The 22,448-nt window shown below is 70.5% G+C and carries 19 protein-coding genes; 18 read left to right on the forward strand and 1 reads right to left on the reverse strand.

Translation table 11 applies throughout. The annotated features are described in order from the left end of the window. Positions 1-263: 263 nt before the first annotated feature. The 4 genes from mqnC (at position 264) to ACZ37P_RS14275 (ending at position 4,242) form a co-directional block, all read left to right on the forward strand. Complete coding sequence (mqnC, locus tag ACZ37P_RS14260; protein WP_355340477.1) at positions 264-1,457, forward strand: cyclic dehypoxanthinyl futalosine synthase; 1,194 nt, start codon at positions 264-266, stop codon at positions 1,455-1,457. 53 nt (positions 1,458-1,510) lie between these two features. Continuing rightward, positions 1,511-2,011: an imidazolonepropionase-like domain-containing protein gene (locus tag ACZ37P_RS14265; RefSeq protein WP_355340474.1), complete on the forward strand. Its 501-nt coding sequence runs from the start codon at positions 1,511-1,513 to the stop codon at positions 2,009-2,011. 54 nt (positions 2,012-2,065) lie between these two features. Further along, on the forward strand, positions 2,066-2,776 hold the full coding sequence (locus tag ACZ37P_RS14270; protein ID WP_467346634.1) for a demethylmenaquinone methyltransferase: 711 nt from the start codon (positions 2,066-2,068) through the stop codon (positions 2,774-2,776). Between the two features lie 179 nt (positions 2,777-2,955). Beyond that, positions 2,956-4,242, forward strand: a complete 1,287-nt coding sequence (locus ACZ37P_RS14275) for a geranylgeranyl reductase family protein (RefSeq protein ID WP_355340468.1) — start codon at positions 2,956-2,958, stop codon at positions 4,240-4,242. A 189-nt stretch (positions 4,243-4,431) separates the two neighbouring features. Here the strand turns inward: ACZ37P_RS14275 and ACZ37P_RS14280 are convergent, their stop codons facing one another. Further along, the gene (locus tag ACZ37P_RS14280; protein ID WP_467346635.1) at positions 4,432-5,436 is read right to left on the reverse strand and encodes a C40 family peptidase; all 1,005 of its coding nucleotides are present in this window, start codon (positions 5,434-5,436) and stop codon (positions 4,432-4,434) included. A 607-nt stretch (positions 5,437-6,043) separates the two neighbouring features. On the opposite strand from ACZ37P_RS14280, the gene ACZ37P_RS14285 reads away from it, so the two are divergent. The 14 genes from ACZ37P_RS14285 to nuoN are packed head-to-tail and all read left to right on the forward strand — an operon-like array spanning position 6,044 to position 22,351. Further along, positions 6,044-6,403: an NADH-quinone oxidoreductase subunit A gene (locus ACZ37P_RS14285; RefSeq protein WP_355340462.1), complete on the forward strand. Its 360-nt coding sequence runs from the start codon at positions 6,044-6,046 to the stop codon at positions 6,401-6,403. Between the two features lie 55 nt (positions 6,404-6,458). Then, positions 6,459-7,013: a NuoB/complex I 20 kDa subunit family protein gene (locus ACZ37P_RS14290; protein ID WP_355340459.1), complete on the forward strand. Its 555-nt coding sequence runs from the start codon at positions 6,459-6,461 to the stop codon at positions 7,011-7,013. Continuing rightward, complete coding sequence (locus ACZ37P_RS14295; RefSeq protein ID WP_355340456.1) at positions 7,010-7,735, forward strand: NADH-quinone oxidoreductase subunit C; 726 nt, start codon at positions 7,010-7,012, stop codon at positions 7,733-7,735. The genes ACZ37P_RS14290 and ACZ37P_RS14295 overlap by 4 nt, the downstream gene beginning before the upstream one ends. Continuing rightward, positions 7,735-9,069, forward strand: coding sequence for an NADH-quinone oxidoreductase subunit D (locus ACZ37P_RS14300; RefSeq protein ID WP_355340453.1), 1,335 nt, complete (start codon positions 7,735-7,737; stop codon positions 9,067-9,069). Before ACZ37P_RS14295 ends, ACZ37P_RS14300 begins: the two co-directional genes overlap by 1 nt. Beyond that, positions 9,066-9,953 carry an NADH-quinone oxidoreductase subunit NuoE gene (gene nuoE / locus ACZ37P_RS14305; RefSeq protein ID WP_355340450.1) on the forward strand — a complete coding sequence of 296 codons (888 nt, stop codon included), beginning with the start codon at positions 9,066-9,068 and terminating at the stop codon, positions 9,951-9,953. Before ACZ37P_RS14300 ends, nuoE begins: the two co-directional genes overlap by 4 nt. Beyond that, a complete protein-coding gene (gene nuoF / locus ACZ37P_RS14310; protein ID WP_355340447.1) occupies positions 9,953-11,287 on the forward strand; it encodes an NADH-quinone oxidoreductase subunit NuoF in 1,335 nt (444 codons plus the stop codon). The genes nuoE and nuoF overlap by 1 nt, the downstream gene beginning before the upstream one ends. Continuing rightward, positions 11,284-13,782 carry an NADH-quinone oxidoreductase subunit G gene (locus tag ACZ37P_RS14315; protein ID WP_355340444.1) on the forward strand — a complete coding sequence of 833 codons (2,499 nt, stop codon included), beginning with the start codon at positions 11,284-11,286 and terminating at the stop codon, positions 13,780-13,782. Before nuoF ends, ACZ37P_RS14315 begins: the two co-directional genes overlap by 4 nt. Further along, positions 13,779-15,203, forward strand: coding sequence for an NADH-quinone oxidoreductase subunit NuoH (gene nuoH / locus ACZ37P_RS14320; protein ID WP_355340441.1), 1,425 nt, complete (start codon positions 13,779-13,781; stop codon positions 15,201-15,203). The genes ACZ37P_RS14315 and nuoH overlap by 4 nt, the downstream gene beginning before the upstream one ends. Further along, positions 15,196-15,897: an NADH-quinone oxidoreductase subunit NuoI gene (nuoI, locus tag ACZ37P_RS14325; RefSeq protein WP_355340438.1), complete on the forward strand. Its 702-nt coding sequence runs from the start codon at positions 15,196-15,198 to the stop codon at positions 15,895-15,897. Before nuoH ends, nuoI begins: the two co-directional genes overlap by 8 nt. After that, positions 15,894-16,844 carry an NADH-quinone oxidoreductase subunit J gene (locus ACZ37P_RS14330; RefSeq protein WP_391050388.1) on the forward strand — a complete coding sequence of 317 codons (951 nt, stop codon included), beginning with the start codon at positions 15,894-15,896 and terminating at the stop codon, positions 16,842-16,844. The genes nuoI and ACZ37P_RS14330 overlap by 4 nt, the downstream gene beginning before the upstream one ends. Then, a complete protein-coding gene (nuoK, locus tag ACZ37P_RS14335; RefSeq protein WP_355340432.1) occupies positions 16,841-17,140 on the forward strand; it encodes an NADH-quinone oxidoreductase subunit NuoK in 300 nt (99 codons plus the stop codon). The genes ACZ37P_RS14330 and nuoK overlap by 4 nt, the downstream gene beginning before the upstream one ends. 13 nt (positions 17,141-17,153) lie before the next feature. Next, a complete protein-coding gene (nuoL, locus tag ACZ37P_RS14340; protein WP_355340429.1) occupies positions 17,154-19,058 on the forward strand; it encodes an NADH-quinone oxidoreductase subunit L in 1,905 nt (634 codons plus the stop codon). Between the two features lie 6 nt (positions 19,059-19,064). After that, positions 19,065-20,684 carry an NADH-quinone oxidoreductase subunit M gene (locus tag ACZ37P_RS14345; protein ID WP_355340426.1) on the forward strand — a complete coding sequence of 540 codons (1,620 nt, stop codon included), beginning with the start codon at positions 19,065-19,067 and terminating at the stop codon, positions 20,682-20,684. Continuing rightward, complete coding sequence (gene nuoN / locus ACZ37P_RS14350) at positions 20,681-22,351, forward strand: NADH-quinone oxidoreductase subunit NuoN (RefSeq protein ID WP_355340423.1); 1,671 nt, start codon at positions 20,681-20,683, stop codon at positions 22,349-22,351. The genes ACZ37P_RS14345 and nuoN overlap by 4 nt, the downstream gene beginning before the upstream one ends. Positions 22,352-22,448 lie beyond the last annotated feature (97 nt).

The following is a 22,448-nucleotide window of genomic DNA, read 5'->3' on the forward strand; positions in this document are numbered from 1 at the left end:
GGTTCCCCCCCCCCCCCCCCCCCCCCCCCCCCCCCCCCCCCCCCTTCCTCCCCCCCCCCCCCCCCCCCCCCCCCCCCCCCCCCCCCCGCGTCCGGCCCACCCGCGCGTCCGGCACACCCGTACGTTCGGAAGCCCCGCGTGTCCGGCACCCCCGTACGTCCGGCACACCCGTCCGTGGGGGCCGTGGGTCGTCCGGGACGCTGGCGTACGCTGGGCTGGTCCGTCCGCACTCCACGTCCGCACTCCTCCGAAAGGACCTCCCGGTGAGCGATACCGCAGCCGTCCTCGACCGTGCCGCCGCCGGTGGCCGGATCACGCCGGAGGAGGCGCTGGACCTCTACCGGTCGGCACCCCTGCACGCGCTGGGCTCGGCCGCCGACGCCGTACGCCGCCGCCGGTACGCGGGCACCGAGCACATCGCGACGTACATCATCGAGCGGAACATCAACTACACGAACGTCTGCGTGACGGCGTGCAAGTTCTGCGCCTTCTACGCGGCCCCCAAGGACACCGACAAGGGCTGGTCGCGCGGGCTCGACGACATCCTGCGGCGCTGCGCGGAGACCGTGGAGCTGGGCGGCACCCAGATCATGTTCCAGGGCGGCCACCACCCGGACTACGGGGTCGAGTACTACGAGGAGCACTTCTCCGCGATCAAGGCCGCGTACCCGCAGCTCGTCATCCACTCCCTCGGCGCGTCCGAGGTCGAGCACATGGCGAGGATCTCCGGGGTCAGCGCCGAGGAGGCGATCCGCCGGATCCACGCGGCGGGCCTGGACTCCTTCGCGGGCGCCGGGGCCGAGCTGCTGCCCGCCCGGCCGCGCAAGGCCATCGCGCCGCTGAAGGAGTCCGGCGAGCGCTGGCTGGAGATCATGGAGACCGCCCACAACCTGGGCGTCGAGTCCACCTCCACCATGCTGATGGGCACCGGTGAGACCAACGCCGAGCGGATCGAGCACCTGCGGATGATCCGCGACGTGCAGGACCGTACCGGCGGCTTCCGGGCCTTCATCCCGTACACCTACCAGCCGGAGAACAACCACCTGAAGGGGCAGACGCAGGCGACCCTCTTCGAGTACCTGCGGATGATCGCCATCGCGCGGCTCTTCCTCGACAACGTGGCGCACATCCAGGGTTCCTGGCTCACCACCGGCAAGGAGGTCGGCCAGCTCTCGCTGCACTACGGCGCCGACGACCTCGGCTCGGTGATGCTGGAGGAGAACGTGGTGTCGTCGGCCGGCGCCAAGCACCGCTCCAACCGGATGGAGCTGATCCACCTCATCCGGTCCGCGGGCCGCGTCCCGGCGCAGCGCGCCACCACGTACGAGCACCTGGTCATCCACGACGACCCGGCGAACGACCCGGTCAACGACCACGTCGTCTCGCACCTGTCGTCCACGGCGATCGAGGGCGGTACGGCGCACCCGGAGCTGAAGCTGCTGGACGCCTCGCGCTGAGGCGTCCGGGGGCGGCCTGCCCCCGGAGGCCCGGCGTGCTGGATCATGGACCCATGCTGACCCTTCACGTCGCCCCGCTGCTCCGGCTCACCGCGGGCGGCGAGGCCGTCCCGGACGGCGCCGTCCTCGTCGACGGCGGCCGGGTCGTCGCGGTCGGGCCGATGGACGAGGTCGCCGCCGCGCACCCGGACGCCCGGGTGCGGCGCTGGCGCGGCACCATCGGCCCCGGACTCGTCGCCGACGGCGTGCGCGTCTTCCTCGAAGAGACCTACCACGAGGACCCGCAGGACCCCGACCGGCCGCACGACCGTGCCGAGTCGGTGCGGCGCGGCATCCACGAGCTCCTCTCCCGGGGGGTGACCGGGGTGGTGGACGACCTCACCGACGCCGCCGTCCGCTCCGCCGTCGACCGCACCGGCCTGCTCCGGCTCTGGCCCGGCACCACCTCGCCCGGCCTCGCCCCCGGCGGCCGGGCCGACCTCGCCGTCCTCGCCACCGACGGCTCCTGCGTCGCCACCGTCCTGGCCGGCCGCCTCGTCCACCGCCGCGCGTAGGTCCCCCGACGGGGCAGCGGCCTTGGCGGCGCGCGATGCGAATAGGGTGGGGGCGTGACGCGAGCATCGCTGGACAAGCAACCGCACGAAGTCGCCGCCATGTTCGATGACGTGGCGGCCAAGTACGACGTGACGAACGACGTGCTGTCGCTCGGCCAGACGCGGCTGTGGCGGAAGGCCGTCGCGCAGGCCCTGGAGGTGGGGCCGGGCGAGCGGGTGCTGGACCTGGGGGCGGGGACGGGCACGTCCTCGCTGCGCTTCGCCGCCGCGGGAGCCGACGTCGTGCCGTGCGACTTCTCGATCGGGATGCTGCGCGAGGGCAAGAAGCGGCACCCGGAGCTGGCGCTGACGGCGGGGGACGCGACCCGGCTGCCGTTCGCGGACGGCGTCTTCGACGCGGTCACCATCTCCTTCGCGCTGCGCAACGTCCACGACACCGCCGCCGCGCTGCGCGAGATGCGGCGGGTGGCCAAGCCCGGGGGACGGCTGGTCATCTGTGAGTTCAGCCACCCCACGTACCGGCCGTTCAGGACCGTCTACACCGAGTACCTGATGCGGGCGCTGCCGCCGGTCGCGACGGCCGTCAGCAGCAATCCCGACGCGTACGTCTACCTCGCCGAGTCCATCCGCGCCTGGCCCGACCAGAAGGGGCTCGCCACCCGGCTCCAGGAGGCCGGTTGGAACGCGGTGGCCTGGCGCAATCTCACCGGGGGCATCGTCGCCCTGCACCGGGCGACGGCTCCGTCGACGGCTTCCTCCGCGTAGGACCGCGCGCTCGCGTCAACGCGCCGCGCTGCCGCGAACCGCGGTTCAGGCGGGCCCCGCTGTGTCCCGTCGCCGGGCCTCATAGACTCGGTACCGGCCGGGCAGCTCTCGGCCGAGCAGCGCCCGGCCGATAACGACCGTCGCCGACACCGACACTCGCCGAAACGGGAGAGCCCACCGTGACCGACACCGCCCTGTCCGAGCGCAGCGCCGATGTGATCGTCGTCGGCGCCGGGCCCGCCGGTTCGACGACCGCGTACTACCTGGCCAAGTCGGGACTGAACGTCCTGCTGCTGGAGAAGACCGCGTTCCCGCGCGAGAAGGTGTGCGGCGACGGCCTGACCCCGCGCGCCACCAAGCAGCTCGTGTCGATGGGAATCGACATCTCGCAGGAGGCGGGCTGGCTGCGCAACAAGGGCCTGCGCATCATCAGCGGCGGCGTGCGTCTCCAGATGGACTGGCCCGAGCTGGCCGCGTACCCGAACTACGGACTGGTCCGCAAGCGCGACGACTTCGACGACATCCTCGCCCAGCAGGCGGTGAAGGCGGGCGCGACGCTGTACGAGCGGTGCAACGTCGGCGCCCCGATCACCGACGCGCGCACCGGGCGGATCACCGGCGTCGAGGCCAAACTCGGCGAGGAGAAGCGGCCGGTGACCTTCCACGCGCCGCTGGTGGTCGCCGCGGACGGCAACTCCACCCGGCTGTCCCTGGCGATGGGCCTGCACCGCCGCGAGGACCGGCCGATGGGCGTCGCGGTCCGCACGTACTTCACCTCGCCGCGGCACGAGGACGACTACCTGGAGTCGTGGCTCGAACTGTGGGACCGGCGCGGGCCGCAGGACCGGCAACTGCCCGGTTACGGCTGGGTGTTCGGCCTCGGTGACGGCACGTCGAACGTCGGTCTCGGCATCCTCAACTCCTCCTCCGCGTACCGCGAGCTGGACTGGCGCGAGGTGCTCAAGGCGTGGTGCGCCTCGATGCCGGAGGAGTGGGGCTACACCCCGGACAACATGACGCAGCCGATCCGCGGCGCCGCGCTCCCGATGGCCTTCAACCGCAAGCCGCACTACACCAAGGGCCTGGTCCTGGTGGGCGACGCGGGCGGCCTGGTCAACCCGTTCAACGGCGAGGGCATCGCCTACGCGATGGAGTCCGGCCAGATCGCCGCCGACGTCATCACCCAGGCGCACGCCCGCGCCACCTCCGCCCAGCGCGAGCTGGCCCTCCAGAACTACCCGCGCATCCTCCAGGACACCTACGGCGGTTACTACACGCTGGGCCGCGCCTTCGTGAAGCTCATCGGCAACCCGAAGGTGCTCCAGATCGCCACGCAGCGCGGTCTCACCCACCCGATGCTGATGCGCTTCTGCCTCAAGCTGCTCGCCAACCTCACCGACCCGACCGGCGGTGACGCGATGGACCGCGTGATCAACGGCCTGACCAAGATCACGCCGAGCGCGTGACGCTCTCCGCGTCCTGACCCGCCCGCCGGTACGTCCGACCGTCCGGCGTGCGGGTGTCTGCGTCGGTCATACCCCCGCCCCTTCCCCGCCCGCGCGTCAGCGCACAACGGGCAGCGGACCGCCGTGACGTCCCGGTGAGGGGGTCACGGCGGTCTTATGGTGCCAAACGTGCGAAAAGGGGGAAACGGGTCAGAGGACCCGAACCGCCCAGTCCGGCATGTAGTCGGCCATCTGGTGAATGGCCACGGGGGTCGAGGGGTTGGCCGCGTCCAGGTACTGGCCGTCGCCGATGTAGACGCCGACGTGGTAGGCGCTGCCCTGGCCGCCCCAGAAGATGATGTCGCCGGCCTGCACATCGCTGACCGAGACGGGGGTGCCGACGTTGGACTGCTCCTGGGAGGTGCGCGGCAGGTCGACGCCGACGGTGGCGTAGGCGACCTGGGTGAGGCCGGAGCAGTCGTACGAGTCGGGACCGGCGGCGCCGTACACGTACGGCTTGCCGATCTGCGACTTCAGGAAGCTGATCAGCTTCGCGACGCTGCCGGTCGCCGTGGTGGCGGACGGGCTGGCCGTCGAGGTGGTCGTACCGGAGTCGGATGAACCGGACGAACCAGAAGAATCAGAAGAACCGGACGAGTTGGCCGACGCGGTCGGTGTGGCCAGCGCGGTGCGCTCGGCCGAGCGGGAGGCGGCCTGGGTGGCGGCGCGCTCCTTGGCGGCCTCGGCGGCCTTCGCCTCGGCCTCGGCCTTCGCCTTCGCGGCGGCCTTGGCGTCGGCGCTCTTCTTCGTGGCGGCGGCCTCCTTGGCGGCCTCGGCCACGGAGGCGTCCTTGGCGGCCTGGAGCTGCATCGCGATGGCGGCCTGGTCGATCGCCTGCGCGGCCTGCGCCGCGGTCACCTCGGTGGTCAGCGTGGACGCCTGGGCGGTCGCCTCGGCGGCGTTCGCGAGATCGGACGGCGTGAGGGCCGGAGTGCCGTGCGCGGGGGTGGAGTCGGTGTTGTCGGCCAGGGCCGGGGCGGCGGAGCCGCCGAGAGCGATCGCGCTGACGACGCCGCCGACGAGTCCTGCCCTGCGTACCCAGTTGGGGCGGCCGGGGGCGGCGTGCCGTCGGCGGCCGGTATGCGATTCGGTCGGATGCGAGCCGGACGCGGAGGTCCGGTCGGACGCGGAGGTCCGTATCTGGTTCGGGGACATGCGGTCCTGGCTATCAGGAATGCTTGGTTCCGTTCAACAAAGGTGGGATGCGACACAGTTGACGTGCTCACGGCTCAAATGCCCCGTTTGTGATCTTGGCGCGCGAGCACTTTCGCCCGGTTTCGGATAAGCGGTCACCTATGCGCTCGTGCGCGCTTTCACGCGGGTGAATCACGTGTGAATGCCGGGCTCCGGGGCCGTCGCCGCTCGACCGCCGCGCGCTATCACGTGGAGTCGTCCAGCGCCAATTTGCCTCTGCCGAGCGCGCCTTGATAATGCGCGCACCGCTCTGACCAGCGACAACGCTTCCGCTTGTGACGTGAAGTGATCCTTTGCGGCCGTTCCGCACCATGATCACCGCTCATCCGACTTCATGATCGTTCGTCAGGTGGTGGAGATCACAAAGGTCTTGGCGTACCCCGTGTCGCAGATCACAGACCGGCAGGCATAGGATGCAGGCGGCTCAGGCTTGTGAACTGCCTCACATAGAAGCGATCTTCGTCGTTTCGGTGGCGCGGACCACGGGCAGGGGCCGGCTCCTCCGCCCACCTCGGCGGGGGGACACCCACGCAGTCACTGGCGACTGAAAAGGAAGGAGCGGGGGACGGTGAATGCCTACGCGCCCATCCTCGTGCTGGGAGGCCTTGCGGCCGGCTTCGCGATCTTCTCCGTTTTCATGGCCTCGATCATCGGGCCAAAACGGTACAACAGGGCCAAACTGGAAGCGTATGAGTGCGGCATCGAGCCCACCCCGCAGCCGGTCGGCGGGGGACGCTTCCCGATCAAGTACTACCTGACGGCGATGCTCTTCATCGTCTTCGACATCGAGATCGTCTTCCTCTATCCCTGGGCCGTCACCTTCGACCGGCTGGGGATGTTCGGCCTGGTGGAGATGCTCCTCTTCGTGCTCACCGTCTTCGTCGCCTACGCGTACGTGTGGCGGCGCGGCGGCCTGGAGTGGGACTAGGGAACGCCGAGAGGACCAGGGGACCAGGGGACAGAAGGGGACCAGGAGCCAACGCATGGGTATCGAAGAGAAACTGCCGAGCGGATTCCTGCTCACGACCGTGGAGACCGCCGCGGGCTGGGTACGTAAGGCGTCGGTCTTCCCGGCCACCTTCGGCCTGGCCTGCTGCGCCATCGAGATGATGACCGCGGGCGCCGGGCGCTACGACATGGCCAGGTTCGGCATGGAGGTCTTCCGCGGCTCGCCGCGCCAGGCCGACCTGATGATCGTGGCCGGCCGGGTGAGCCAGAAGATGGCCCCGGTGCTGCGCCAGGTCTACGACCAGATGCCGAACCCCAAGTGGGTCATCTCGATGGGTGTCTGCGCCTCCAGCGGCGGGATGTTCAACAACTACGCGATCGTGCAGGGCGTCGACCACGTCGTGCCGGTCGACATCTACCTGCCCGGCTGCCCGCCGCGCCCCGAGATGCTGCTGGACGCGATCCTCAAGCTGCACGAGAAGATCCAGCACTCCAAGCTCGGCGTGAACCGCGAAGAGGCGGCCCGCGAGGCGGAGGAAGCGGCCCGCAAGGCGCTCCCGACGATCGAGATGAAGGGCCTGCTGCGGTGACCAGCAACACTCCCGAGACCCCGGAGAACCTGCCGGGACAGCGCGCCGACGCCGGTGAGGTCATCGGCGTCCGCAAGGGCATGTTCGGTGCCAACAACGGCGGCGACACCAGCGGTTACGGCGGCCTGGTCCGTACCGTCCGGCTGCCCGGCGCGAGCAACAGGCCCTACGGCGGACCCGACGGCGTCTTCGACGAGATCGCCGACGAGCTGGAAGGCGCGTTGGAGGAGCAGGGCCTGCCCCCGGCCGAGGCGATCGAGAAGACCGTCGTGGACCGCGGCGAGCTGACCTTCCACATCGCCCGCGAACACCTGGTCACCGTCGCCAGGACGCTCCGCGACGACCCGGCGCTCCGCTTCGAGCTGTGCCTCGGCGTCAGCGGCGTGCACTACCTCGGCGACGAGGGCCGCGAGCTGCACGCCGTCTACCACCTGCGCTCGATCACCCATGCGCGGCTGATCCGCCTGGAGGTCAGCGCCCCCGACGCCGACCCGCACATCCCGTCGCTGGTCTCGGTCTACCCGACCAACGACTGGCACGAGCGCGAGACGTACGACTTCTTCGGCATCGTCTTCGACGGCCACCCGGCGCTCACCCGGATCATGATGCCGGACGACTGGCCCGGCCACCCGCAGCGCAAGGACTACCCGCTCGGCGGCATCCCCGTCGAGTACAAGGGTGCCCAGATCCCGGCTCCCGACCAGCGGAGGTCGTACAGCTAATGAGTACTCACCACGCCCCGCAGCAGGCCGACGAGCGGGAGACCACCGAAGGCCGGGTCTTCACCGTCACCGGCGGTGACTGGGACGAGCTGGCCGAGACCGTCAGCAAGGCCGACGACGAGCGCATCATCGTCAACATGGGCCCGCAGCACCCGTCCACCCACGGTGTGCTCCGGCTGATGCTGGAGATCGACGGCGAGACGGTCACCGAGGCCAGGTCGGGCATCGGCTACCTGCACACCGGCATCGAGAAGAACATGGAGTTCCGGACGTGGACCCAGGGGTCCACCTTCGTGACGCGCATGGACTACCTGACGCCGCTGTTCAACGAGACGGCGTACTGCCTCGCCGTCGAGAAGCTGCTCGGCATCACCGAGCAGGTGCCGCAGCGCGCCACCGACATCCGCGTGCTCATGATGGAGCTCAACCGGATCGCGTCCCACCTGGTCTGCATCGCCACCGGCGGCATGGAGCTGGGCGCGACCACGATCATGATCTACGGGTTCCGCGACCGCGAGTACATCCTCGACATCTTCGAGCTGATCACCGGCCTGCGGATGAACCACGCGTATGTCCGCGTCGGCGGCCTCGCGCAGGACCTGCCGCCCGGCGCGATCGACCTCGTCCGCGAGTTCGTGAAGACGTTCCGCAAGAATCTGCCCGAGTACGACAAGCTCGCCACCGGCAACCCGATCTTCAAGGGCCGCATGGTGGACGTCGGTTACCTGGACCTCGCCGGGTGCATGGCGCTCGGTGCCACAGGACCGATCCTGCGCGCCGCCGGACTCCCGCACGACCTGCGCAAGTCCGACCCGTACTGCGGTTACGAGAACTACGACTTCGAGGTGCCGACCGCCGACACCTGCGACTCCTACGGCCGCTTCCGGGTCCGCCTGGAGGAGATGCACCAGAGCCTGCGGATCGTCGAGCAGGTGCTCGACCGGCTCGCGCCGGGCCCGGTGATGGTCGAGGACAAGAAGATCGCCTGGCCCGCGCAGCTCGCGCTCGGCCCCGACGGCCTCGGCAACTCGCTCGACCACATCAAGAAGATCATGGGCACCTCGATGGAGGCCCTGATCCACCACTTCAAGCTGGTGACCGAGGGCTTCCGGGTCCCGGCAGGACAGTCCTACGCGGCGATCGAGTCGGCCAAGGGCGAGCTGGGGGTGCACGCGGTCAGCGACGGCGGCACCCGCCCGTTCCGGGTGCACTTCCGCGACCCGTCCTTCACCAATCTCCAGTCCATGGCGGCGATGTGCGAGGGCGGCCAGGTCGCCGACGTCATCGTCGCGGTGGCGTCCATCGACCCCGTGATGGGAGGCGTCGACCGATGACAGACGTGGCCATGGGTGCCACCGGGGGAGTGTCCCTGGGCATCCCGCAGATGCCCGCCCCGGACTTCCCGGCCGATGTGCGCGCCCGGCTGGAGGCCGACGCCAAGGAAGTGATCGCCCGCTACCCCGGATCGCGCAGCGCCCTGCTGCCGCTGCTGCACCTCGTGCAGTCCGAGGAGGGGTACGTCACCAGGACCGGCATCCGGTTCTGCGCCGAGGTGCTCGACCTGACCACCGCCGAGGTCACCGCGGTGGCGACCTTCTACACGATGTACCGGCGCAAGCCGTCCGGCGACTACCAGGTCGGCGTGTGCACCAACACGCTGTGCGCGGTCATGGGCGGCGACGCGATCTTCGACGAGCTGAAGCAGCACCTCGGCGTCGGCAACGACGAGACGACCGAGGACGGCAAGGTCACGCTGGAGCACATCGAGTGCAACGCGGCCTGCGACTTCGCGCCCGTCGTGATGATCAACTGGGAGTTCTTCGACAACCAGACGCCGGAGTCGGCCAAGCAGCTCGTGGACGACCTGATCGCCGGACGCGAGGTCCGGCCGACCCGCGGCGCGCCCCTGTGCACGTACAAGGAGACCGCCCGCATCCTGGCCGGTTTCCCCGACGAGCGCCCCGGCGCGGTCGAGGCCAGCGGCGGCGCGGGCCCCGCGTCCCTCACCGGTCTGCGGCTGCACAAGGGCGAGACCCCCTCGCGGGTCGTCACCCAGCGCGCCGACTCGCCGCGTGACACACCGGCCGGGCCGCGGGACACCCCGTCGCCCGCCCAGCACGCCAGCTCGCACGACGCGCCCAACAAGACCGCGGAGTCCGACCCGGCCAACGCCGCGGACCCGGTGGCCGACAACGCCAGGCAGGAGGAGGGCGAGTGATGACCGTGGACTCGGCGGAGAAGCTGCTCGCCCCCGTGCTGTCGGCCTTCTGGGACGAGCCGGAGTCCTGGACCCTGGCCACCTACCGCAGGCACGACGGCTACCAGGGCCTGGACAAGGCGCTCGCCATGGCGCCGGACGACGTGATCGCGTACGTGAAGGACTCGGGGCTGCGCGGCCGTGGCGGCGCGGGCTTCCCGACCGGCATGAAGTGGCAGTTCATCCCGCAGGGCGACGGCAAGCCGCACTACCTCGTGGTCAACGCGGACGAGTCGGAGCCGGGCACCTGCAAGGACATCCCGCTGCTCTTCGCGAACCCGCACTCCCTCATCGAGGGCATGATCATCGCGTGTTACGCGATCCGCTCCAGCCACGCCTTCATCTACCTGCGCGGCGAGACGGTCCCCGTCCTGCGCAGGCTGCACGAGGCGGTGCGCGAGGCGTACGCGGCCGGTTACCTCGGCCGTGACATCCAAGGCAGCGGATTCGACCTGGAGTTGACCGTCCACGCCGGCGCGGGCGCGTACATCTGCGGTGAGGAGACGGCGCTGCTGGACTCCCTGGAGGGCCGTCGCGGCCAGCCCAGGCTCCGCCCGCCCTTCCCCGCCGTGGAGGGCCTGTACGCCTGTCCCACCGTGGTGAACAACGTGGAGTCGATCGCCTCGGTTCCCGCGATCATGCAGCGCGGCAAGGACTGGTTCAAGGCGATGGGCAGCGAGAAGTCCCCCGGCTTCACGCTGTACTCGCTCTCCGGGCACGTCGCCAAACCCGGGCAGTACGAGGCGCCGCTCGGCATCACGCTGCGGCAGCTCCTCGACCTCGGCGGCGGCATGCGGCCGGGACACCGGCTCAAGTTCTGGACGCCCGGCGGCTCCTCGACCCCGATGTTCACCGACGAGCACCTGGACGTCGCGCTGGACTACGAGGGCGTCGGCGCCGCCGGATCGATGCTCGGCACCAAGGCGCTCCAGTGCTTCGACGAGACGACCTGCGTGGTGCGGGCCGTCACCCGCTGGACCGAGTTCTACGCCCACGAGTCCTGCGGAAAGTGCACGCCGTGCCGCGAAGGCACATACTGGCTCGTCCAGTTGCTGCGTGACATCGAGGCGGGCAAGGGCCGGCCCGAGGACCTGGACAAGCTCAACGACATCGCCGACAACATCAACGGCAAGTCCTTCTGCGCGCTCGGCGACGGCGCCGCCGCCCCGATCTTCTCCTCTCTGAAGCACTTCCGCGCGGAGTACGAGGAGCACATCGAGCGCAAGGGCTGCCCCTTCGACCCGGCCCGCTCCACCGCCTGGGCCGACAAGTCCCGTACGGAGGCCCACGCGTGACCGTCACTACCAACGCACCCTCCGGAGGGGGTCAGGCGGCGGTGCCGCCGGAAGATCTCATCTCCGTGCAGATCGACGGCATCGCGGTGTCCGTCCCCAAGGGGACCCTGGTCATCCGGGCCGCGGAACTGCTCGGCATCGAGATCCCCCGGTTCTGCGACCACCCGCTGCTCGACCCGGCCGGGGCCTGCCGCCAGTGCATCGTCGAGGTCGAGGGCCAGCGCAAGCCGGTCGCGTCCTGCACGATCACCTGTACCGACGGGATGGTCGTCAAGACGCAGCTCTCGTCGCCGGTCGCCGAGAAGGCGCAGCGCGGCGTGATGGAGCTGCTGCTGATCAACCACCCGCTGGACTGCCCGGTCTGCGACAAGGGCGGCGAATGCCCCTTGCAGAACCAGGCGATGCAGGTCGGCGACACCGACTCGCGCTTCGAGGGCAAGAAGCGGACGTACGAGAAGCCGGTGCCGATCTCCACCCAGGTGCTGCTGGACCGCGAGCGGTGCGTGCTGTGCGCGCGCTGCACCCGGTTCAGCAACCAGGTGGCGGGCGACCCGATGATCGAGATGCTGGAACGCGGCGCGCTCCAGCAGATCGGCACCGGGGTCGGCGACCCCTTCGAGTCGTACTTCTCCGGCAACACCATCCAGATCTGCCCGGTCGGCGCGCTCACCTCGGCCGCGTACCGCTTCCGCTCCCGGCCGTTCGACCTCGTGTCGTCGCCGTCGGTGTGCGAGCACTGCGCGGGCGGCTGCGCGACCCGTACCGACCACCGCCGCGGCAAGGTCATGCGGCGGCTGGCGGCCGACGACCCGCAGGTCAACGAGGAGTGGATCTGCGACAAGGGCCGCTTCGGCTTCCGCTACGCGCAGCGCCCCGACCGGCTGAGCCACCCCCTGGTCCGCAACGCCGAGGGCGAACTCGTCCCCGCGTCCTGGCCCGAGGCGCTGGCCGCCGCCGCGGCCGGGCTCAGCGCGGCGCACGGCCGCGCCGCGGTGCTGCCCGGCGGACGCGTCACCGTCGAGGACGCGTACGCGTACGCCAAGTTCGCCCGCGTCGTGCTCGGCACCAACGACGTGGACTTCAGGGCCCGCGCGCACTCCGCCGAGGAGGCCGACTTCCTGGCCGCCACGGTCGCCGGGCGCGGCCTCGACCTGTCGGGCACCGGCATCACGTACACGGCGCTGGAGAAGGCACCGGCCGTACTGCTGGCGGGACTCGAGGCCGAGGAGGAGGCCCCCGGGGTCTTCCTGCGGCTCCGCAAGGCGCACCGCAAGCGCAAGCAGCAGACGTACGCCCTGGCCACGCACGCCACCCGCGGCCTGGAGAAGGCGGGCGGCGTCCTGCTGCCCGCCGCCCCCGGCACGGAACCCGAGTGGCTGGACGCGCTCGCGGGCGGTGTCGGCCTGGACGAGACCGGGCAGGCCGCGGCCGAGGCGCTGCGCGCCGCGGGCGCCGTCATCCTGGTCGGCGAGCGGCTGGCCGCCGTGCCCGGCGGGCTGACCGCCGTGGTCCGGCTGGCCACGGCCACCGGCGCCGCGCTGGCGTGGATTCCGCGCAGGGCCGGTGAGCGCGGCGCCGTCGAGGCGGGCGCGCTGCCCGGGCTGCTGCCCGGCGGCCGTCCGGTCACCGACCCGCGGGCCCGCGCCGAGGTCGCCTCGGTGTGGGGTCTGCCGGAGCTGCCGCACCGCTTCGGCCGCGACACCGGCCAGATCGTCGAGGCCGCCGCCGCGGGCGAGCTGGCGGCCCTGGTCGTCGGCGGCGTCGAGGTCGCGGACCTGCCGGACCCGGCCCGCGCCCGCGAGGCGCTGGACGCGGTCGGCTTCCTGGTCAGCCTGGAGCAGCGGCCCAGCGAGGTCACCGACCGCGCCGACGTCGTCCTCCCGGTCGCCGCGGTCGCCGAGAAGACCGGCACCTTCCTCAACTGGGAGGGCAGGGCCCGGATGTTCGACGCGGCCATCAAGCCCGACCAGGCCACCAACCGGCACCAGCTCCCGGACGCCCGCGTCCTGACGATGCTGGCCGACGCGCTCGACGTCCGGCTCGGCCTGGCCGACGTGCGGGGCGCGCGCTCCGAACTCGACCGGCTCGCCGGGTGGGACGGCCCCTGGGGCAGCTCGCCGCTGGAGTCCGCCGGATCGCTGCCCCGCCCCGAGGCGGGCCAGGCGCTGCTGGCCGGACACCGGCTGCTGCTCGACCAGGGCCGCCTCCAGGACGGGGACGACGCGCTGGCCGGCACCCGGCACGCGGCCGTCGCCCGGCTGTCGGCCGCCACCGCCGCCGAGGCCGGTGTCACCGACGGCGACCCGCTGACGGTGACCGGGCCCGCGGGCGCGGTCACGCTGCCGCTGGTCGTCACCGCGATGCCCGACCGGGTGGTGTGGCTGCCGCTGAACTCCGCGGGGAACGGCGTCGCCTCCGACACCGGTGCCCGTACGGGCCAGGTCGTCTCCGTCGGCAGCGCCGCCGCGGTCACGCAAGAGGAGGGCACCCGATGAGCGCGCCACTGACCCAGCTCGCCGCCACCACGGAGAATCTCTCCTGGTTCGGCAACGACATCTGGTGGCTGATCATCCTCAAGGCGGTCTTCTGCTTCGCCTTCGCGATGCTGACCGTGCTCGTCGCCATCGTGTGGGAGCGCAAGGTCGTCGCGTGGATGCAGTTGCGCATCGGCCCGAACCGGCACGGCCCCTGGGGCATGCTCCAGTCCCTCGCCGACGGCATCAAGCTGATGCTGAAGGAGGACATCGTCGTCAAGCGGGCCGACAAGGTGGTGTTCATCCTCGCGCCCGTCGTGGCGGCCATCCCGGCCTTCATGGCGTTCGCGGTGATCCCCTTCGGCCCGGCCGACAACGAGGTGTCGATCTTCGGCCAGCGCACCGCGCTCCAGCTCACCGACCTCCCGATCGGCCTGCTGTTCATCCTGGCCACCGCGTCGGTCGGCATCTACGGCATCGTCCTGGCGGGCTGGTCGTCCGGCTCGACGTACCCGCTGCTCGGCGGCCTGCGCGCGTCCGCGCAGATGATCTCGTACGAGATCGCGATGGGCCTGTCCTTCGCGGCGGTCTTCCTCTACTCCGGCTCCATGTCGACGTCGACGATCGTCGAGGCGCAGCACGACCGCTGGTACGCGATCCTGCTGCCCGTCTCGCTGATCATCTACATCATCGCGATGGTCGGCGAGACCAACCGCGCGCCGTTCGACATGCCGGAGTCCGAGGGCGACCTGGTCGGCGGCTTCAACACCGAGTACAGCTCGATCAAGTTCGCGCTGTTCATGCTCGCCGAGTACGTGAACATGGTGACGGTCTCCGCGGTCGCGACGACGCTCTTCCTCGGCGGCTGGCGCGCCCCCTGGCCGATCAGCACGGTCTGGATCGGCGCGAACCACGGCTGGTGGCCGATGCTCTGGTTCATCGTCAAGGTCCAGTTGCTGCTGTTCTTCTTCATCTGGCTGCGCGGCACCCTGCCCCGGGTCCGCTACGACCAGTTCATGAAGCTGGGCTGGAAGGTCCTCATCCCGGTCTCCATGGTCTGGCTGATGCTGGTCGCCGCGGTCCGCGCGATGCGCAACGAGGACTACGACTTCACGAAGATCGTCCTGTACATCGGCGGTGTGGTGATCGCGCTGCTGCTGATCTCGCTCATCGCGGACGTCTTCAGGGACCGCGAGGAGAAGAAGGCCGCCGTCCGCGGCGGCGGCGCGCTCGCGCCACCGGACCGCTTCGACCCGATGGCGGGCGGCTATCCCGTACCGCCGCTGCCGGGTCAGGAGGCGGAGCGGGTGCCGCGGCGCCCCAGCCGGGCGGCACAGCCCCAACTCGTGGGTGCCGCCAGCGCGTCCGGCGTGTCCGGCGCGGCGGAACCGGACGTCCAGGATGCCCCCGAGCAGGAGAAGAAGGAGGACGGCGATGCCTGAGTTCCTCGGCCCGGTCGCAGGCTTCGGCGTGACCTTCAAGGCCATGTTCAAGAAGCGGCTGACCGAGCAGTACCCCGAGTACAAGAAGCCCACCGCCCCGCGTTTCCACGGCCGCCACCAGCTCAACCGGCACCCGGACGGCCTGGAGAAGTGCGTCGGCTGCGAGCTGTGCGCGTGGGCCTGCCCGGCGGACGCCATCTACGTGGAGGGCGCGGACAACACCGAGGAGGAGCGCTACTCACCCGGTGAGCGCTACGGCCGCGTCTACCAGATCAACTACGCCCGCTGCATCCTGTGCGGCCTGTGCATCGAGGCGTGCCCGACGCGCGCGCTGACGATGACCAACGAGTACGAACTGGCCGACCGGACCCGCGAGTCGCTGATCTTCACCAAGGAACAGCTCCTGTCCGGGCTCGAGGAGGGCATGGTCGACTCGCCGCACTCGATCTTCCCCGGCATGGACGAGGGCGACTACTACCGCGGCGCGGTCACCGAGGCCGCGCCCGGCACCGTACGGCAGGTCGCGGTCTCCAAGGGCGAGAAGCCGGACGAGACGGTGCGGACCGACGGCGCCACCGCGGCGGACGCGCCCGACGCCCCCGAGACGGGCTTCACCAGGACCGACGCCGAGGGCGCCGCGGTCGCGCCCGCCCCCGGCGGCGGCACGCCCGCGGGAACGGGGGACGAGGCATGATCGCCGCGACCTCCCAGCTCGCCACCTCCCAGCTCGCCGCCGCCGCGTCGCAGACCTCCACCGGTGAGGCCGTCCAGTTCTGGATTCTGGGCACGGTCGCCGTGCTCGGCGCGCTCGGCACCGTCCTGATGAAGAAGTCCGTGCACAGCGCGCTGTCGCTGGCCGGGACGATGATCGTGCTCGCGATCTTCTACCTGGCGCAGGGCGCGTACTTCCTGGGCGTCGTGCAGATCGTCGTCTACACCGGCGCGATCATGATGCTCTTCCTCTTCGTCGTCATGCTGGTCGGCATCACCGCCGCCGACTCGCTGAAGGAGACGCTCAAGGGCCAGCGCTGGATGGCCGCGGCCTGCGGTCTCGGCTTCGGCATCCTGCTGATCGCCGGGATCGGCAACGCCTCGCTCGACACCTTCGCCGGTGTCGGCCAGGCCAACTCCGCGGGCAACGTGCCCGGTCTGGCCCGGCTGATCTTCACCAAGTACGTGTGGTCCTTCGAGATCACCGGCGCGCTGCTGATCACCGCGGCCATCGGCGCGATGGTGCTCACGCACCGCGAGCGCACCGAGGAGCGGCGCACCCAGCGCGAGCTGTCCGAGGCGCGCGTGCGCGGCGGCGTACAGGTCACCCCGCTGCCCGCGCCCGGCACCTACGCCCGGCACAACGCGGTGGACATCCCCGCGCTGCTGCCCGACGGTTCCATCTCGGAGCTGTCGGTCAGCGCCACGCTGCGGGCCCGCGGCCAGATCCGTGACGTGTCCGCCGACGCCCTGCACCGGCTCGCCGAGCTGGACCAGCGCACCGAGGAGTACCTGGAGCGCGAGCCGGAGCGTACGGCGGTGGAGCGCAAGGCCGAACGGGCCGAGCGCGAGACCGTACGCGAGGCCGACCGGGAAGCCGCACGAGAGGCCGACCGGGCTTCCGACCGGGCCGAGGAGGGTGCCAAGTGAATCCGGCCAACTACCTGTACCTGTCGGCGCTGCTGTTCACCATCGGCGCGGCGGGCGTACTGATCCGGCGCAACGCGATCGTGGTCTTCATGTGCATCGAGCTGATGCTGAACGCCTGCAACCTGGCGTTCGTCACCTTCTCGCGGCTGCACGGCAACCTCGACGGCCAGGTGATCGCGTTCTTCACGATGGTGGTCGCCGCCGCGGAAGTCGTGGTCGGCCTGGCGATCATCGTGTCGATCTTCCGCTCCCGCCACTCGGCTTCGGTCGACGACGCCAATCTCATGAAGCTGTAGAGGGGCTGCGACAGTGGAGAACCTGATCGGACTGCTCGTCGCGGCGCCGCTGCTGGGCGCGGGCATCCTGCTGACCGGAGGCCGGCGGCTCGACCGCTTCGGCCACCTGCTCGGCACGCTGCTCGCCCTGGCGTCGTTCGCGCTCGGCGTGGTGCTGTTCGCCAACATGCTGGGCAAGGACGCCGACGCGCGTGGCCTGCACTCGCACCTGTTCACCTGGGTGCCGGTCGGCGGTTTCCGCGCCGATGTCGGCTTCCAGCTCGACCAGTTGTCGATGACGTTCGTGCTGCTGATCACCGGTGTGGGCACGCTGATCCACATCTACTCGATCGGCTACATGGAGCACGACGAGCGCCGCCGCCGCTTCTTCGGCTACCTCAACCTGTTCCTCGCGGCGATGCTGTTGCTGGTGCTGGCCGACAACTACTTCCTGCTGTACGCCGGTTGGGAGGGCGTCGGCCTCGCCTCGTACCTGCTGATCGGTTTCTGGCAGCACAAGCCGAGCGCGGCGACCGCGGCGAAGAAGGCGTTCCTGGTCAACCGGGTCGGCGACATCGGCCTGTCGGTGGCCATCATGCTGATGTTCACCACCTTCGGCTCGTTCGCCTTCGCGGACATCCTGCCGCGGGCCGCCGACGCCTCGACCACGCAGCACGCCACGATCACCGGCATCGGCTTCATGCTGCTGCTGGCCGCGTGCGGCAAGTCGGCCCAGGTGCCGCTCCAGTCCTGGCTCGGCGACGCGATGGAGGGCCCGACCCCGGTCTCGGCCCTGATCCACGCCGCGACCATGGTGACCGCGGGCGTCTACCTGATCACCCGCTCCGGCGCGATCTTCAACGCGGCGCCCGACGCGCAGACCGCCGTCGTCACCGTCGGCGCGGTCACGCTGCTGTTCGGTGCGATCGTCGGTTGCGCGAAGGACGACATCAAGAAGGCGCTCGCCGGATCGACGATGTCGCAGATCGGCTACATGATCATGGCGGCCGGGCTCGGCCCGATCGGCTACGTCTTCGCGATCATGCACCTGGTCACGCACGGCTTCTTCAAGGCCGGGCTGTTCCTGGGCGCCGGTTCGGTCATGCACGGCATGAACGACGAGGTCGACATGCGGCGTTACGGCGGCCTGCGCACGTACATGCCGGTCACCTTCGTCACCTTCGGTCTCGGCTACCTGGCGATCATCGGCTTCCCCGGCCTGTCCGGCTTCTTCTCCAAGGACAAGATCATCGAGGCGGCCTTCGCCAAGGGCGGCGCCGAGGGCTGGATTCTCGGCTGCTGCGCCCTGCTGGGCGCCGCGATCACCGCCTTCTACATGACGCGCGTGATGCTGATGACCTTCTTCGGCGAGAAGCGCTGGGTGCCGGACGCCGAGGGCCACGAGCCGCACCCGCACGAGTCGCCCAAGTCGATGACCATCCCGATGATCATCCTGGCCTTCGGCTCGGTCCTGGCCGGTGGCCTGTTCAGCATCAACTCCTCCTTCGTGAAGTGGCTGGAGCCGGTCACCGGGCACGCCGAGGGCGACTCGCCGATCAGCGCGGGCACCGTCACCGGCGGCACGATGGTGGCGCTGGTCATCGGCGTCGGCATCGCCTGGATGCTGTACGGCCGCAGGTCCGTCCCCGCCGTCGCGCCGCGCGGCTCGCTGCTGACCCGGGCGGCCCGCCGCGACCTGCTCCAGGACGACTTCAACCACGTCGTCCTCGTCCGCGGCGGCGAGCACCTCACCCGCTCGCTGGTCTACCTCGACCACTCCCTGGTCGACGGCGTCGTCAACGGCACGGCCGCCTCGGTCGGCGGCCTCTCCGGCCGCCTCCGCAAGCTCCAGAACGGCTACGTACGGTCGTACGCCGTCTCGATGCTCGGCGGCTCCGCGGTGCTGGTCGCCGCGACTCTTCTCATGAGGGCGGTCTGATAGCTCATGTCCTTTCCCCTCCTCACGGTCACCGCCGCGCTGCCCGCGGTAGGCGCTGTCGTCACCGCGGCCGTGCCCGCGGCGAAGAGGACCGCCGCCAAGTACACGGCGCTGGTCTTCTCGCTGGGCACGCTCGGTCTGGCCATCGCCGCGCTGGTCCGCTTCGATCCGGGCGGCGACCGCTATCAGCTCACCGAGTCGCACGCCTGGATCAAGAACTTCGGGCTCCGCTACGACCTCGGCGTGGACGGCATCGCCGTCGCCCTGATCGCCCTGACCGCGCTGCTGATCCCCTTCGTGATGCTGGCCGGCTGGCACGACGCCGAGCCTCTGGAGACCGCGGCTCCCAGCGGCTCCGCCGCGGGCAACCCCCACCTCAAGTGGCGTCCCACGCAGGGCTTCTTCGCGCTGATCCTGCTGGTCGAGGCCATGGTGGTGCTCTCCTTCGAGGCCACCGACGTCTTCCTCTTCTACATCTTCTTCGAAGCCATGCTCATCCCGATGTACTTCCTCATCGGCGGCTTCGGCGACCGGGCCCACGCGGCCGGTGAGGAAGAGGCGGCACGGCAGCGGTCGTACGCGGCGGTCAAGTTCCTGCTGTACAACCTGGCGGGCGGCCTGATCATGCTCGCCGCGGTGATCGGCCTGTACGCGGTCACCGCCAAGCAGCTCGGCACCGGCACCTTCTCGCTCCAGGAGATCCTGGCCGCGCGCGGTTCCGGGAAGCTGCACATCGAGACGTCCACCGAGCGCTGGCTGTTCCTCGGCTTCTTCTTCGCCTTCGCGGTGAAGGCGCCGCTGTGGCCGCTGCACACCTGGCTGCCGAACGCGATGGGCGAGTCCACCGCGCCGGTCGCCGTACTGATCACCGCGGTCGTCGACAAGGTCGGCACCTTCGCGATGCTGCGCTACTGCCTCCAGCTCTTCCCCGAGGCGTCCAAGTGGGCGACCCCGGTGATCCTGGTCCTGGCCGTGATCGGCATCATCTACGGCGCGCTGCTCGCCGTCGGCCAGCGGGACATCAAGCGGCTGATCGCGTACGCCTCGATCTCGCACTTCGGCTTCATCATCCTGGGCATCTTCGCGATGACCACCCAGGGGCAGAGCGGCGCCGCGCTGTACATGGTCAACCACGGCATCTCGACGGCCGCGCTGATGCTGGTCGCGGGCTTCCTGATCACCCGGCGCGGCTCGCGGCTCATCGCCGACTTCGGCGGTGTGCAGAAGGTGGCGCCGGTACTGGCGGGCACCTTCCTGATCGGCGGCCTCGCCACCTTGTCGCTGCCGGGCCTGGCGCCCTTCGTCAGTGAATTCCTCGTACTGGTCGGCACGTTCAGCCGCTACCCGGTGCTCGGCATCATCGCCACGCTGGGCATCGTGCTCGCCGCGCTGTACGTGCTGGTGCTCTACCAGCGCACGATGACCGGCCCGGTCAAGGCCGGGATCGAGGGCATGTCCGACCTGAAGGTACGTGAACTGGTCGTCGTGGCACCGCTGATCGCGCTGCTGCTCTTCCTGGGCGTGTACCCGAAGCCGGTGACCGACATCCTCAACCCGTCGGTCAAGCACACGCTCTCCGACGTGCACAAGACCGATCCCAAGCCCGCGCTGGAGGCGAAGAAGTGAGCGCAGCAGACAAGGGAGCCGTAGGTGTGGGCGCCGTCCACAGCTTGTGGACGACGGCCGCTCCGGTCGCCGACAAGATCCCGAAGCCGGACATCGAGTACGCCCAGCTCTCGCCGGTGCTGATCGTCTTCGGCGTGGCGATGGTGGGCATCCTCCTTGAGGCGTTCCTGCCGCGCCGCTCCCGTTACACCGCGCAACTCGTCCTCGCCGTGGTCGGTCTCGCGGCGGCCTTCGCCGCCGTGGTCGCGCTCGCCGAGAAGGGGTACGGCACCACGAAGGCGCATGTCGCCGCGATGGGCGCGGTCGCCGTGGACGGTCCCGCGCTCTTCCTCCAGGGCACGATCCTGCTGGTGGCGATCGTGGCAGTCTTCACCTTCGCCGAACGGCGCCTGGACCCGAAGGCGCACGGCAACAACGTCGACTCCTTCGCGGCCCAGGGCTCCGCCGTCCCCGGCGGCGAGCAGGAGAAGGCCGCGGTCAAGGCCGGTTTCACCACCACCGAGGTCTTCCCGCTGCTGCTCTTCGCGGTCGGCGGCATGCTGGTCTTCCCGGCGGCGAACGACCTGCTGACGCTCTTCGTCGCCCTCGAGGTCTTCTCGCTGCCGCTGTACATCCTGTGCGCGCTGGCCCGCCGCAACCGCCTGCTGTCGCAGGAAGCCGCCGTCAAGTACTTCCTGCTCGGCGCCTTCTCCTCGGCCTTCCTGCTCTTCGGGATCGCCCTGCTCTACGGCTACTCGGGCACGGTCACCTACGGCGGCATCGCCTCGGTCATCGACGGCACCGCCCCGATGACCCCGGCGCTCGCCAACAGCACCGGCAATGACGCGCTGCTCCTGATCGGCTTCGCGATGGTCGCGGTCGGCCTGCTCTTCAAGGTCGGCGCCGTCCCGTTCCACATGTGGACCCCGGACGTCTACCAGGGCGCGCCGACCCCGGTCACCGGCTTCATGGCCGCCGCCACCAAGGTCGCCGCCTTCGGCGCGCTGCTGCGGCTGCTGTACGTCGTCCTGCCCGGACTGCGCTGGGACTGGCGGCCCGTCATGTGGGGCGTCGCCATCCTCACGATGCTGGCGGGCGCGATCATCGCCGTCACCCAGACCGATGTGAAGCGGCTGCTGGCCTACTCCTCGGTCGCCCACGCCGGGTTCATCCTGGCGGGCGTGATCGCCACCGACAAGGAGGGCGTCTCCTCCGTCCTGTTCTACCTCGCCGCGTACTCCTTCGTGACCCTCGGCGCCTTCGCCGTCGTCACGCTGGTGCGCGACGCGGGCGGCGAGGCCACGCACCTGTCGCGGTGGGCCGGTCTCGGGCGGCGCTCGCCGCTGGTCGCGGCCGTCTTCGCCGTGTTCCTGCTGGCCTTCGCGGGCATCCCGCTGACGTCCGGTTTCGCGGGGAAGTTCGCGGTGTTCAAGGCCGCGGCGCAGGGCGGTGCGATGCCGCTGGTCATCGTCGGTGTCATCTCGTCGGCCATCGCGGCCTTCTTCTACATCCGCGTGATCGTGCTGATGTTCTTCAGCGAGCCGAAGGCGGACGGTCCGTCCGTCGCGGTGCCGAGCCCGCTGACGTCCACCGCCATCGCCATAGGGGTGGCCGTCACGATCGTGCTGGGTCTGGCCCCCCAGTACTTCCTGGATCTCGCCGACAAGGCGGGCGTGTTCGTCCGCTGACCGTCTCCTCGCCGCCGGGGGGGGGGGGGGGGGGGCGGAGGGGGGGGGAGGGGGGGGGGGGGGGGGGGGGGGGGGGGGGGGGGGAAGGGCGGGGGGG

The organism is Streptomyces sp. NPDC024632, from assembly GCF_055559175.1.